At 72.5% G+C, this 14,012-nt stretch carries 10 protein-coding genes; 5 read left to right on the top strand and 5 right to left on the bottom strand.

Annotated elements, in window-relative coordinates; genetic code table 11:
• Positions 1–104 precede the first annotated feature (104 nt).
• On the top strand, positions 105–2,177 hold the full coding sequence (locus tag ACIP67_RS18655; RefSeq protein WP_401692882.1) for an MFS transporter: 2,073 nt from the start codon (positions 105–107) through the stop codon (positions 2,175–2,177).
• A 221-nt stretch (positions 2,178–2,398) separates the two neighbouring features.
• Positions 2,399–3,982 (top strand): sodium:solute symporter family protein, encoded by a 1,584-nt coding sequence (locus ACIP67_RS18650; protein ID WP_401692881.1) that lies wholly within the window; start codon positions 2,399–2,401, stop codon positions 3,980–3,982.
• A gap of 11 nt (positions 3,983–3,993) precedes the next feature.
• On the opposite strand, the gene ACIP67_RS18645 is transcribed toward ACIP67_RS18650, so the two are convergent.
• Entirely contained in the window at positions 3,994–4,779 is a 786-nt protein-coding gene (locus tag ACIP67_RS18645) for a hypothetical protein (RefSeq protein WP_401692880.1), read from the bottom strand.
• A 321-nt stretch (positions 4,780–5,100) separates the two neighbouring features.
• The gene (locus tag ACIP67_RS18640) at positions 5,101–6,225 is read right to left on the bottom strand and encodes an ADP-ribosylglycohydrolase family protein (protein WP_401692879.1); all 1,125 of its coding nucleotides are present in this window, start codon (positions 6,223–6,225) and stop codon (positions 5,101–5,103) included.
• 180 nt (positions 6,226–6,405) lie between these two features.
• Between ACIP67_RS18640 and ACIP67_RS18635 the strand changes: the two genes are divergently transcribed.
• Positions 6,406–6,936 carry a DUF2165 domain-containing protein gene (locus tag ACIP67_RS18635; protein WP_401692878.1) on the top strand — a complete coding sequence of 177 codons (531 nt, stop codon included), beginning with the start codon at positions 6,406–6,408 and terminating at the stop codon, positions 6,934–6,936.
• A gap of 28 nt (positions 6,937–6,964) precedes the next feature.
• Here ACIP67_RS18635 and ACIP67_RS18630 read toward each other — a convergent pair whose 3' ends face one another.
• Positions 6,965–7,546, bottom strand: coding sequence for a hypothetical protein (locus tag ACIP67_RS18630; RefSeq protein WP_401692876.1), 582 nt, complete (start codon positions 7,544–7,546; stop codon positions 6,965–6,967).
• Positions 7,547–7,629: 83 nt separating this feature from the next.
• On the bottom strand, positions 7,630–10,242 hold the full coding sequence (locus ACIP67_RS18625; RefSeq protein WP_401692874.1) for a bifunctional FO biosynthesis protein CofGH: 2,613 nt from the start codon (positions 10,240–10,242) through the stop codon (positions 7,630–7,632).
• Positions 10,243–10,589: 347 nt separating this feature from the next.
• On the opposite strand from ACIP67_RS18625, the gene ACIP67_RS18620 reads away from it, so the two are divergent.
• Positions 10,590–11,276, top strand: coding sequence for a hypothetical protein (locus tag ACIP67_RS18620; RefSeq protein ID WP_401692872.1), 687 nt, complete (start codon positions 10,590–10,592; stop codon positions 11,274–11,276).
• A 26-nt stretch (positions 11,277–11,302) separates the two neighbouring features.
• Here the strand turns inward: ACIP67_RS18620 and ACIP67_RS18615 are convergent, their stop codons facing one another.
• Complete coding sequence (locus ACIP67_RS18615) at positions 11,303–12,157, bottom strand: LLM class F420-dependent oxidoreductase (RefSeq protein WP_401692930.1); 855 nt, start codon at positions 12,155–12,157, stop codon at positions 11,303–11,305.
• A gap of 337 nt (positions 12,158–12,494) precedes the next feature.
• On the opposite strand from ACIP67_RS18615, the gene ACIP67_RS18610 reads away from it, so the two are divergent.
• Positions 12,495–14,003, top strand: coding sequence for a CehA/McbA family metallohydrolase (locus tag ACIP67_RS18610; protein WP_401692870.1), 1,509 nt, complete (start codon positions 12,495–12,497; stop codon positions 14,001–14,003).
• The last annotated feature ends 9 nt before the right edge of the window (positions 14,004–14,012 follow it).

The raw sequence follows: 14,012 nt of genomic DNA, 5'->3' as shown, positions 1-14,012 counted from the left end.
GTCACGAAACGGACAGGTCGGCGGTCGCGGCGACGCGGCCGTGAAACGGGCGCGAACGGGACGCGGCCGAGAAGAGAAGACGGGACACGGGGAGTTGCCTTCAGGTGGCCACTGCGGAGCCGACACGCGCCGACGACACCGATCCGGGCCCGGACACCGGCCCGCGGCTGCACCTGCCCGCGCCTCAGGCCGGTGACCACGACCGCGACGCCGACGACCGTCACGCCGACGGCCGTGACGCCCACGACCGTGACGCCCACGACCGTGACGCCGACGACCGCGGTCCCGGTGACGGCGGCCCCGGCGACCGCGATCAGGGCGACCGCACCTCCGGCGACCGCACCCCCGGCGGCGGCCCCGACGGCAGCGCCGGCGGCCCCGGCGACGGCGTCGGCGCCCTCGGTGACCGCCGCACCGGCGAGCGGGAGCCCGCTGCCGGGGCATCCCGGGTGAGGGGACTCCTCGGCCGGGTCGCCGCATGGCTGCGGCGGCATCTCGTGTTCTCCGTGACGGTCCTGTCCGGCGTCCTGCACGTCGTCTGGTTCTTCGCGTTCGCGAACAGCGGTGGGGATCTGGCGGCGCAGGACGCCTGGGCCGAGTTCGTCGGCCGTCACCCCGACTCCGCGTACAACCTCGCCTGGTACGGCGGGATGCACCCGGTGTCGTACAGCGTGGTGTCGCCGTATCTGATGTCCGTCCTCGGCGTCCGGACGACGATGATGATCGCCGGGACGCTCTCGGCGGGGCTGCTGACGCTGATCCTGCTGCGCTGCCGGCCGGTGCGGAACCCCCTGTGGCCGGCGCTGGCGGGGGTCTTCGCCCTGCTGTGCAACGCGGTCTCGGGGCGGGTGACGTTCGGGCTCGGCAACATGTTCGCGCTGGCGGCGGTCGCCGTCGTGTTCTGCTGGCCGTACCGCTGGCGCTACAAGCGGTGGGCGAAGGCGCTGTGCGCGGCGCCGCTGGCCGCGCTCGCCACCATGGGGTCGCCGGTGGCGGGCCTGTTCGTGGGTCTGGTGGCGGCCGCGCTGTTCCTCCAGAAGCGGCGGCCGGGCGCGTGGGCCCTGGGCCTGGCGCCGAGTGCGGTCGTCGCGGTCTCCGCCTGGCTGTTCCCCTTCTCCGGCACCCAGCCGATGTCGTTCGGCTCGGCGTCCCTGCCGCTGGTGTTCTCGGTGATCGTCTTCGCGGTCGTGCCGCGCGACTGGAAGACGGTACGGATCACGGCGGCGGTGTACGGGCTCGCGGTGCTGCTGGTGTGGGTCATCAGCTCGCAGATCGGGTCGAACATCACGCGTCTGTCGATGCTGTTCGCGGGTGTGGTGCTGATGGCGGCGCTGCCGTTCGCGGTGCCTCGCACCGTCAAGTGGTACGTGATCGTGCTGTCGTCGGTGCTCTTCGTCGGCTGGATCGGCTACAAGTCGGTCGACGACATCGTCCGCACGACGCCGGCCGCGTCCTGGGCGCGTGAGCTGGCGCCGCTGGTCAACGAGTTGCAGGAGGTCGGCGCGGAGAAGGGCCGGGTGGAGGTCGTCCCGGCCCGCTCGCACCGCGAGGCCTCCGCGCTGGCACCGTACGTCAACCTGGCGCGCGGCTGGAACCGGCAGGCGGACATGGAGCGCAACCCGCTCTTCTACGACGACACGCTCAACTCGGCGAACTACCACGAGTGGCTCCAGCGGTGGGCCGTGCACTTCGTGGTCGTGCCGAAGGACGAGCCGGACGGGGACGGCGGGCAGCGGGAGCGGGAGCTGGTGCAGCGGGGGCTGCCGTATCTGGAGCAGATCTGGGGCGACGCCAACTGGCAGCTGTTCCGGGTCACCGACCCGGCGCCGCTCGCCGAGCCGAACGCGGTGGTGGAGCTGGCGGCGCAGGGCGAGATGAGGATCGACGTGCGCAAGGCGGGGCGGATCCTGATCCGGATCCCGTACTCGCCGTGGCTGGGCCTGGTCGACGCGGAGGGCGAGGGCCTGGAGCCGCCGCAGGAGACGGAGGCGTCCAAGGACCGGGCCGAGGGCGAGCCGAAGACGTACGAGAACGTGAACGGCTGTCTGTTCGAGACGGAGGAGGACGCGGACGGCGACCGGTGGACCATGCTGGTCGCCCCGTCGGCGGGGACGTACCGGCTGGCGGCGCCGTACCAGTTGCGTCGGGGGACCCCGTGCCCCGACGAGCTGAAGTGACCCCGACGGGCCCATGAGCTGACCGCTCGTTCGCACCCGTCAGCCGACCGCTCGTTTTCGGCCAACTCCCGCACGAATCACGCTCGTTCAGATCTGTGAATCCAGGTCACCACGGAGAACTATTTTACCTGCTCTTGACCTTCCATGCGCTTGCCGCGGGCATGTCACCGAACCCAGAGTTCACATGCCTGACCCTGGCGGCTGACCCTGGAAGGGGACACATGAACGGTCTCGACTGGGCCGTGCTCATCGGCTACTTCGGTGTGATGGTCGCCATCGGCGTCTGGTCCCACAAACGGGTCGACAACGTCAGCGACTTCTTCACCGCGGGCGGCAAGATGCCCTGGTGGCTGTCCGGCATCTCGCACCACATGTCCGGCTACAGCGCGGTGATGTTCACCGGATACGCCGGCATCGCCTACACCTACGGCGTCACGTCCTTCGTCACCTGGTCCTTCCCCATCGCCCTCGGCATCGCCATCGGCTCCAAGCTGTTCGCGCCCCGCATCAACCGGCTCCGCTCCCGGCTCCACGTCGCCTCCCCGCTGGAGTACCTGAAGAACCGGTACGACCTGAAGACCCAGCAGGCGCTGGCCTGGTCGGGGATGCTGCTGAAGATCGTGGACGTGGGCGCCAAGTGGGCCGCCATCTCCACCCTGCTGTCCGTGTTCACCGGTATCTCGCTGAACCAGGGCATCCTCATCACCGGCGGCATCACGGCGATCTACTGCACGATCGGCGGGCTGTGGGCGGACGCGCTGACCGAGCTGGGGCAGTTCGTCATCCAGCTCCTCGCCGGTGTCGCGATGTTCATCGCGGTCGTGCTGGAACTCGGCGACCGGAACATCGGGTTCCTCGGTGCGTGGGACGAACCGGCGTTGCAGGGCCACGACAAGCCGCTGGTCGGACCGTACGGCACGGTGTTCCTGCTGGCGTTCCTCTTCATCAAGCTCTTCGAGTACAACGGCGGCATGCTCAACCAGGCCCAGCGCTACATGGCCACCGCCACCCCGCAGGAGGCCGCGCGCTCGGCCCGGCTGTCGGCGGTGCTGTGGCTGGTGTGGCCGGTGGTCCTGTTCTACCCGATGTGGATGTCGCCGCTGCTCGTCGAGTCGCAGAAGCCGGACGGTTCCGACTCCTACGGCCTGATGACCGAACAGCTCCTGCCGCACGGTCTGCTGGGGCTCGTCATCGTCGGGTTCTTCTCCCACACGATGGCCATGTGCTCCTCCGACGCGAACGCCATCGCCGCCGTCTTCACCCGTGACTGCGCACCGGTGTTCTCGGCGAGGGCCCGCGCGTGGAACCAGCGCTCCGGTCTGATCGCGGCCCGGATCGCGACGGTCGTCTTCCTCGCCCTGTCGATGGCGGCCGCCACCCAGGTCAACTCGCCCACCTTCAAGGACATCATCACCGTCGTGATCAAGTGGGTGGCCGGGCTGATGGGACCGATGGCGATCCCGATGATGCTCGGTCTGCTGCGACCGTTCCGCCGCTCCGGCCCGACGGCCGCCCTGACCAGCTGGTCGATGGGGCTGCTCGCCTTCTGGCTGGTCAACTACCCGATCAACTGGAACGTCGAGGGCGGGGTGCCGCTCCAGTACCAGGTGTCCGTGCCGCTCGCGGTGTCGCTGGTGCTGTACGTCCTGATCGGCTTCCTGAAGCCGGAGGACACCCCGGAACGGCTGGCGATCATCGACCGGATCAACTCGGACGGGGACGGCCCCGGCGCGACGGGGTCGGCGGTACCGCTCCCCGCGGAGCCCGTGCAGGACGTCGTACGGGCTCCGGCCGAGGACCGGTGAGGGGCGCCCGCTCAGGTCGCCCACGCGAGCGCACCGGTCATGGCGCTGTGCAGGAGGGTCAGGACCCGCAGCGGATGGTTCTTGGCCGTCGCGGTGTTCACGACCAGGACGTGGTGGAGGACGACGCGCCCCGACGCGCCCGTCGGCCGGAGGGGCGTCACCCAGAAGGTGAGGTCGCCCACCGTGACGGGTGACCCGTCGGTCTCCACCCGGCCCTGAGGGCCCACGTACGTCTGGCGGAAGGCCGCCGCGACGCTCTCCGCGGCGCGGCGGTTCTGCTTCGTGTCCGTCACCAGCTTGTACAGACTGACGCCAGGCATGTACAGGTGCGGGTTGCGCAGGCTGCGGTGCGCGAACCAGTCCGACGGCTCGGTGACCGCGCCGGCGCGGGTCGGCGGGGTCACCCGGGTCAGCCTGGTCGGCCTCGGCGGTGTCCCGATGAGCGTGCTTCCGGGGCCGGTGAGCCAGAACGCCTGGTTCTCCCCGTTGTGGAGGAAGTACCGGGTGCGCTCGGGCTGGTTGCCGTCGATGAGGGTGTTCGTCGCCTCGATGAAGTGGACCGGTCCCCGCACCTCGTCGCTCAGGCCGAGCGGCGTCACCGCGAACCGGAGGCCGGCCTCCTCCGTGAGGGCCCTCTCGGCGGGGACCTGCCCGTGGTCGTCGAGGATCGCCTGGTGGAACAGCAGCCGCGCGGCCTCGGTCGCCTTGCTGTCGCTGAGCCAGCTCTCGACGGTCCGCTGGACCAACGCCGTCGCGAGCGCTCCGCCCACGATCTTGGCAATGCTGAACCAGACCATGCGACTCCCCCCGTGGAATCGAAAGTGTGGACTCCCGCCTGAGAGCGGAGACTACGGCAGCTCCCGGACTCACCGGCAGGGCGTTGTGGGGCGCGAACGACGGCGTGCGGTATCGCCGGGCGCGCTTGCGGTCGGAACGCACGCCCCCTGGCAGGTGCTGTCTGCGACAGGTGCCCGCCGACGGGGGCTCGACGGAGAACCGGGTGTGCGTTCTCCTGGGTCTTCCTGGGTACAGGCGTCTACCTGCGGAGGCCGGCAGCGTCGCCGGCCACGACGGCCGCCGCCGGTACGCCCGTTCGGGCCGCTGACGCGGTCACGGGCCTACGCCCTGTCGCCCCGGGGGTAGCGTGCCAGCCAGCCCGGTGACGCGCCCGTGGGGTTGTGGAGGGCCGGACCCTGGGTCATCTCCATGGCGAAGTCGTCGGCGAGTTCGAGGATCGTGGGACGGCCCTCCAGTTCGGCCAGCCAGGCCGGCGGAAGGGCCGTCTCGCCGTGCAGGGCGCCGAGCAGGCCGCCGGTCAGGGCGCCGGTGGGTGCCGAGGGGGCGCCGTGGTTCACGGCGAGGCGCAGACCGTGGCGGACGTCCTCCGCGACCAGGGCGCAGTAGACGGCGGCGGCCAGGACCGCCTCGGCCGTGCCCGCGCCGGCCAGTTCCTCCACCCGCGCCGGGCCGGGCAGTCCCTGCCGTACGGCGCCGAGCGCGTGCTGGAGCGCCTGCGACACCGCCTCGTGTCCGGGCCGTGCGGCCAGCAGGGCGAGCGCCCGCTGCACCGCGCCGTCGAGGCTGTCGCCGCGGGCCAGAGCGTGCACGGTCACCGCGTACGCGCCCGCCGACAGGCAGGCCGTGGGGTGGCCGTGGGTCTGGGCCGCGCACTCGACGGCGAGCTGGGCGACGAGTTGCGGCTCCCAGCCGACGAGGAGGCCGAACGGCGCCGATCGGACCGTGGCCTCCGGGCCCGTGGCGCCGGTGTTCTTGGGCGACTCCAGGGTTCCCATGGTGTCGTCGCCGAGCCCGAGCAGCAGGGGCCGGGTCGGGTCCCGGCGGGCGTACAGCCACTCCTCGCGGGCGAGCCAGCCGTCGTCCTTGCGGCGCAGGTCGGGTCCCCAGTCGCGCTGGGTCGCCGCCCAGCGCAGGTACGCCCGGTGCAGGTCGGTCGGCGGGTGCCAGGCGCCGGTGTCGCGGCGGACCTGGGCGCGGATCAGGCCGTCCACGGTGAAGAGGGTGAGCTGGGTGAGGTGGGTGACGGCCCCGCGGCGGCCGTAGGCGGGGGCGAGGTCGACGAGGCCCTCGGGGCCGTGGGCCCGGCGGATCTCCTCCAGGTCCATCAAGCCGACCGGTGTGCCGAGGGTGTCCCCGACGGCCGCGCCCAGCAGCGTGCCACGCACCCGGCTGCGGAAGTCCTGCTGTTCGCTGCGGCCCCAGACGGCGCCGGTTGTCGCACCCACCAAGTCCTCCCGGGCACCGTCCGTACGTACGACGTTCGTCACTGTAATCGACAGAGGCGACAGGGGGCCGTGGAGGTGGTGAACCCTTGAACCACACGTCGGTCTACGTCAGTTGGCGTCGGCGCCATTCTGGCGCGATGTGTGCGGGAGGCCGCACCCCCGGCCGGGCAGATCTCCCCCATGACCACAACCACCTCACGTACCACATCGACCCCGACCGACCGCGCCCGCACCACGGCGGCGACGGTCCTGACCGCCACGGTCGCCCTCTACATCACCCTGGTCGCCTTCGGGAACATCACCGATTTCGGGACCAACCAGCAGTTCGTCAGACATGTTCTGGCCATGGACACCACCTTCAAGGACGAGGACCTGATGTGGCGGGCCGTCACCAGCGAGTGGCTCCAGGACGCGGCGTACGTCGCGATCATCGCGTGGGAGACCGTCTCCGCGCTGGTCCTCCTGGCCGGGACCTGGCTGTGGATACGGCGGGACGAGGCGCGTGCCCGTCAGGTCTCCACCTACGGGCTGCTGATGCTGATGCTGCTGTTCGGCGGCGGGTTCATCGCGATCGGGGGTGAGTGGTTCGCGATGTGGCAGTCCGGCGACTGGAACGGGCTGGACGCGGCACTGCGCGTCTTCGTCCTCAGCGGGATCGTGCTGATCGTCCAGTACCTGCCGGCAGGCCGTGCGCCCGGAGGTGACGCCTGACCGGTTCAGAGTCCGGGCGGGATGCCGATCACTCCACGACCCGGACGATCGTCCCCGTCGCCCCGAACGCCCACAGGGCCGCCCCGTCGGCCTTCGCCATGCGGATGCCGCCGGTCCGGGTGCCGGCGGCGGGGGGCGGGGAGGAGCCGTCGACGGCGTTGGAGAAGGCGATGTTGACGCCGGACTGCACGGAGAAGTAGATGATGTGCTCGATCTCGACGCCGTCGGAGCCCGTGGTGGCGCCCTTGCGTACGGAGACCGTGTAGCTGCCGGGGGCGGGGTTCACCGTGCCCGGCCAGACCGTGAAGGTGCGGCGGGCCTGGTCGTCGGCGTCGACCAGCCAGACCCGCTGCTGCTCCAGCGAGTAGACGACGCGGCGGCCCGTGCCGGAGGCGTCCGGCACGGACTGCGCCGTCGGGCTCGCGGAGGGGGCGGGGGCGGGCTTCGTCCCCGCCGAGGCGGAGGCGGAGGCGGACGGTTCGACCGACGCCGCCGTCGGATGCGGGCCCTGTTCGGCCTTCACCGTCAGAGCACCGACCACGACGATCGCGCCGGCCGTCAGACCGGTGACCCAGGCCCACGAGGGAAGCCGTCGGGCAGCCACGGGCACGCCTCTCCTCAGTCTTCGGCCCCCGGGTGCCCGGGGGTTGGATCATCGTACTGTGAGGCCCCTGTCCCCCTGCCCCCCTGTCTTCAGTCCAGCACCGGCAGTAGTTCCGGCAGGTGCCCGTCCGACGCGTGGGCGGCCCGTCGCCGTTCCTCCGGGACGTCGCCGTACAGCGTGGTGCGAGGCCTGGCCGGCCGTCCGGCCGCGTCGGCCACGGCGACGAGGTCCTTGACCGACTTGTAGGAGCCGTAGGAGGAGCCCGCCATCCGGGAGATGGTCTCCTCCATCAGGGTGCCGCCCAGGTCGTTGGCGCCGGAGCGGAGCATCTCGGCCGCACCCTCCGTGCCCAGTTTGACCCAGCTGGTCTGGATGTTGGGGATATGCGGGTGGAGGAGGAGCCGGGCCATCGCCGTGACGGCCCGGTTGTCCCGCGTGGACGGGCCGGGGCGGGCGATGCCGGCCAGATAGACGGGGGCGTTGGTGTGGATGAAGGGGAGGGTGACGAACTCGGTGAAGCCGCCGGTGCGTTGCTGGATGCGGGACAGGGTGCGCAGGTGGCCGAGCCAGTGCCGGGGCTGGTCGACATGGCCGTACATCATGGTCGAGGAGGAGCGGATGCCCAGTTCATGGGCGGTGGTGACGACCTCGATCCAGGTGGCCGTCGGCAGCTTGCCCTTGGTGAGGACCCAGCGGACCTCGTCGTCGAGGATCTCGGCGGCGGTGCCGGGGATGGAGTCGAGCCCGGCTTCCTTCGCGGCCGTGAGCCATTCGCGGACCGACAGTCCGGTGCGGGTCGCGCCGTTGACGACCTCCATGGGGGAGAAGGCGTGGACGTGCATGCCGGGGACCCGGTCCTTCACCGCCTTCGCGATGTCGAAGTAGGCGGTGCCGGGCAGGTCGGGGTGGATGCCGCCCTGCATGCAGACCTCGACCGCGCCGACGTCCCAGGCCTGCTGGGCGCGGTCGGCGACCTGTTCCAGGGAGAGGGTGTAGGCGTCGGCGTCGGTGCGGCGCTGGGCGAAGGCGCAGAAACGGCAGCCGGTGTAGCAGACGTTGGTGAAGTTGATGTTGCGGGTGACGATGTACGTCACGTCGTCGCCGACGGCCGCCCTGCGCACGTCGTCCGCGATCCGGGTGAGGGCGTCCAGCGCGGGGCCGTCCGCGTGCAGGAGGGCGAGTGCCTCGTCGTCGGTGAGACGCGTCGGGTCGTCGGCGGCCGTGGCGAGCGCCGCCCGTACGTCGGTGTCGATGCGCTCGGGTGCCATGCCGGGGGCGGCGGCCTCGCGCAGGGCGCCCCAGTCGCCGTAGACCTCGTCGAAGTCGTCGCGGCGGTCGGAGGTGCGGCCCTCGGTGTCGATCGTGGTGTGCAGGTCGGTGCGGCCGGTGGCGGTGAACGCCTCCTCCGGCTCCTGCCACGGCCGGCCCTCGACGACGGCGTCCGGGCGGGCCAGGCCCGTCTCGGGGTCGGCGAGCGCGCGGACGTGCGGCAGGAGCCGCGGGTCGAGCCAGGGTTCGCCGCGGGTGACGAACTCCGGATAGACGCAGAGCCGTTCGCGCAGTGCGAACCCGGCCGTCCGGGAGCGCTCGGCGAGTTCCTCGATCTGCGGCCAGGGGCGTTCGGGGTTGACGTGGTCGATGGTGAGCGGGGAGACGCCGCCCCAGTCGTCGATGCCGGCGCCGATGAGGCGTTCGTACGCGGAGTCGACGAGGTTCGGCGGGGCCTGGAGGCAGGCGGAGGGGCCCATGAGGTGGCGGGCGACGGCCACCGTGGCGACCAGTTCGTCCAGTTCGGCGTCGGGCGTGCCGCGCATCGCGGTGTCCGGCTTGGCGCGGAAGTTCTGGATGATCAGTTCCTGGACGCCGTGGTAGGCGCGGGAGACCTTTCGCAGCGCGAACAGGGACTCGGCGCGCTCCTCGTACGTCTCGCCGATGCCGATGAGGATGCCCGAGGTGAAGGGGACGGAGGAGCGGCCGGCGTCCTCCAGCACCCGCAGGCGGACGGCGGGCTCCTTGTCCGGGGAGCCGTGGTGCGGGCCGCCGGGCTCGGACCAGAGCCTCTCGGCCGTCGTCTCCAGCATCATGCCCATGGAGGGGGCGACGGGCTTGAGCCGCTGGAAGTCGGTCCAGGTCATGACGCCGGGGTTGAGGTGCGGGAGGAGTCCGGTCTCCTCCAGGATGCGGATCGAGATCGCGCGGACGTAGGCGATGGTGTCGTCGTAGCCGTGCGCGTCGAGCCATTCGCGCGCCTCCGGCCAGCGGTCCTCGGGCTTGTCGCCGAGGGTGATCAGGGCTTCCTTGCAGCCGAGGGCGGCGCCCTTGCGCGCGATGTCGAGGACCTCGTCGGGGGACATGAACATCCCGTGCCCGGCCCTGCGCAGCTTCCCGGGCACGGTGACGAAGGTGCAGTAGTGGCACTTGTCCCGGCACAGCCGGGTCAGCGGGACGAAGACGCTCTTGGAGTACGTGATGACACCGGGGCGGCCGGCCGCCTCCAGGCCCGCGTCCCGCACCCGGGCGGCGGACGCGGCGAGGTCCTCCAGGTGCGCGCCGCGGGCCTGGAGCAGGACCGCCGCCTCGGAGACGTCGAGGGCGACGCCGTCCCGGGCCCGTTTGAGGGCGCGACGCAGGGCGTTCTCGGTCGGGCCGGTGCCGCCGGGGCGGTCGGTGGGGCCGGTTCCGGAGCTCGCGGAAGTCGTCATTCTCCGAGCATACGATCACGTTTTCCGGGCGTTCCCGGGTGTGGGTCGGGCGGGGGGAGCGGGGCGCCCGGGATCTCCGGGCGGTTGGGCGGCCGGGCGGGCCGGGCGGGCCGGGCGGGCCGGGCGGGCGGGCGGGCCGGGATTTCCGGGTTTCCGGGTTTCCGGGTTTCCGGGTTTCCGGGTTTCCGGGATCTCCGGGATCTCCGGGATCTCCGGGCCGGCCGGGATCTCCGGGGTTTCCGGGATCTCGGGTTCCCCGGAAGCGGTGGGCCCTGAGTACGCGTACCCATCCCCCGTGCGCTGCCGCACCGATACGCCGCGTGCCCCGGCCGTTCTACGGTCCCCCCATGCCCGAGGAGATCACCCCCGCCCCCGCGACCGGCACAGCCTCCGCTCCCGCCCCGGCGCGCACCAGCGTCGCGCGAGCCGTCGGGATCGGCTGCGCGGCGCTCGTCGCCGTACCGCTGCTGCTCGTCCTCGCCCTGGTCGTCTGGCTCGCCGTGGTGACGAAGGACGCGTCGGACTTCCCCCGCGTCGCGCCCGAGGTGATGGCGGGCCGCGCGGTCGACCGCTCCCAGGAGGCGTACGACGTCCTCGGGTTCACGCGCACCATCGAGCCCGGAGTCGAGGACCTGGGCGTCTCGACCGAGAACACGCTCGCCGCGGACTACTGCTACCGGGGCGGGCTGACCGACGAGACGGTCGACGGCGCCTACCGCGTCAGTCACAGCTGGGCGCTGGACGACGTGCCCGCCGAGCAGGCGGTCCCCGCCCTGCGCCGGCTGCACCGGCACCTGGAGGACACCGGCTGGGAGATCTCCTCGTACCGGGAGAACGTGTCCGGCGACCAGTGGGACCTGTTCGCCTCGCGCTCGGACGGCGAGGAGCGGGTGTCCTTCCACTGGTACGCGGACCGCGGCTGGTTCACCGGCGGCGCCTCCACGTCCTGCGCCGTGGACCCCGGGTGGCGGGCGGGCGAGGACCAGCCCGCCGAGGCCGTGCTCACGCCGCCCGCCTTCGGACCGTCGGCGTAGGCGGGTCAGGCCCACTCGTCGGCGGGTCAGGACTGCTGGAGGTACGGCGCATACCCGTCCAGGGCCCGCAGCACCTCCGCCTCCCCCGCCGGGGGCAGTTGTACGACGGTCTCCTCGATGCCCAGGTCCGCGAAGTGCGCGAGCTTGCCGGGGCTCGGGTGGACGGCGTACGGGACGACCTGGAGGGCGGACGGGTCACGGCCGGCGTCGGCCCAGGCGGCACGCAGGGCGGGCAGCGACTCGGTCAGGCCGCGCCCGCCGATGGGCAGCCAGCCGTCGGCGTACGCGCAGATGTGGGAGAAGAGCCGGGGTCCGGCGGCGCCGCCGACGAGGGTGCGCGGGCCGGTGACGGGGCCGCGCGGCTTCCGGACGGGCTTGGGATGGGCGGTGCTGGCCCGCACGCCGCCGAACTCGCCCTCGTACGCGGTGGGTTCCTCGCTCCACAGGGCGCGCATCAGGGCCATCCGCTCCCGTACCAGCTCGCGCCGGGTGCGCCACTGCACACCGTGGTCGGCGGCCTCCTCCACGTTCCAGCCGAAGCCGACGCCGAGGGTGAGGCGGCCGCCGGAGAGGTGGTCGACGGTCGCGACCTGCTTGGCCAGGTCGATCGGGTCGTGCTGGGCGACGAGGGTGATGCCGGTGCCGAGGCCGAGGTGCTCCGTGACGGCCGCCGCCTGGCCGAGGGCGACGAACGGGTCGAGGGTGCGGCCGTACTCGCGCGGCAGCTCGCCGCCGCCGGGGTAGGGCGTGGTGCGCTCCACCGGGATGTGCGTGTGCTCGGGCAGGTAGAGGCCGGCGAAGCCGCGCCGCTCCAGCTCACGGGCCAGGCGGGTGGGGGTGATCGTCTCGTCGGTGAGGAAGATCGTGACGGCGATGCGCATGGGGGGCATGGGGGCCTTTCGTACGCGGGTGGACGGCGCGATGGGGCGGGGCGGTTGGGCAGGGGGCCATTGGGTGGGGCGGCTGGACGGGGGACGGCGTGGGTGCCCGCAGGTGCACGCGTGTTCCCCGGTACACGGGTGAACCTGGGGGATATACGGGTGGCACCCCCTGCCGGTGCCTGCGGTCATCTGTACCGCCCTCGACCCCGCCTGTCGATACCGACCGGTCGGCATCCTCGCCGCGACCGGCGCCGCATCTCGTGCTCATGACATAACGCCGCTCGCGGATCGCCCGTTCTTCCACGGGAGTTCACCCCTGACCGCCACACTGCCGGACATGTGTGACGACGCCCAGGGAATCGGAAGACGCGCACTGTTCGTGACGGGCACCGCCGCCGCGCTTACGGTGGGAGGCGTGAGCTTCGCCGGCGCCTCCGGCCGTGAGCCGGAGACGAGGACCGTCCGGGGCACCCTGCCCACCGGGTCGCCGGACTTCGTGTACGTGCCCGTGGAGGTCCCGCCGGGAGTGCGGGAGCTCAGGGTCGCGTACACCTACGACCGCCCCTCCGTGCCCGCCGGCACCCCCGGCAACGCGCTCGACATCGGCGTCTTCGACGAGCGCGGCACCGAGCTGGGCGGGGAGGGCTTCCGGGGCTGGTCCGGGGGCGCCCGCACCGAGTTCTTCGTGCGGGCGGACGAGGCGACGCCGGGCTATGTCGCCGGTCCGGTGCGGCCGGGCACCTGGCACATCGCCCTCGGCCCGTACACGGTGGCGCCGCGGGGGCTGGCGTACGAGCTGACGATCACCCTCACGTACGGCGAACCGGGCGAGGCCGCCGCGCCGGTGTACCCGCCGGAGCGGGCGCGCGGGCGGGGCCCGGCCTGGTACCGGGGCGACTGCCACCTGCACTCCTGGTACTCCGACGGCCGCCGCACCCCCGCCGAGATCGGGGCGCTGGCACGCGCGGCCGGCCTGGACTTCGTCAACGCCTCGGAGCACAACACGCACGCCGGGCACGGCCACTGGGCCGACGTGGCCGGGGACGACCTGCTGGTCCTGCTCGGCGAGGAGGTCACGACGCGCAACGGCCACGTACTGGCCCTCGGCACCGACCCCGGGACCTTCGTCGACTGGCGCTACCGGGCGCGGGACAACCGCTTCGGCCGGTTCGCGCGGCGGATCCGGCGGGCGGGCGGCCTGGTCGTCCCGGCCCACCCGCACGCCACCTGCGTCGGCTGCGGCTGGAGGTTCGGCTTCGGCGACGCCGACGCGGTCGAGGTGTGGAACGGCCCCTGGACGCCCGACGACGAGGTCGCCCTGGCCGACTGGGACGCGATGCTGGTGGCCGGGGTGCGGGAGGGCCGGCGGGACTGGATCCCGGCCATGGGCAGCAGCGACGCGCACCGCGACCCGGACGTGGTCGGCCTGCCCCAGACGGTGGTGTGGGCCGACGACCTCACCCGCCGCGCGATCCAGGACGGCATCCGCGCCGGGCGGTCCTACGTCGCCGAGTCCGGCCGGGTGTCCCTGACGTTCACCGCGACCGGCGCCCGCGGCGAGCACGCGGGCATCGGCGAACGCCTGGCCGTCGCCCCGGACACCCCGGTGACCGTCCGCCTGGAGGCGACCGGCGCCCCCCGCTGCACGGTCCGCCTCGTCACCGACCAGGGCGTGCTGTTCACCGGCGACCCGCTGCCGGTGACCGGCTCCGGGGTCGTGGAGTGGCGCACGACGGCCGCGTACGCCGCGTACGTCCGGGCCGAGATGCGCCACGAGGTGGCGGCGGGGCCCCTGCCGGGGACGTTGGCGGCGTTCACCAATCCGGTGTTCCTGGGCAGGGACTGAAGACGGCAC

Origin of the sequence: Streptomyces sp. NPDC088812 (genome assembly GCF_044750285.1) — a bacterium.
Taxonomy (GTDB): Bacteria; Actinomycetota; Actinomycetes; order Streptomycetales; family Streptomycetaceae; genus Streptomyces.
This window is presented reverse-complemented; position numbering and strand designations above follow the sequence as displayed.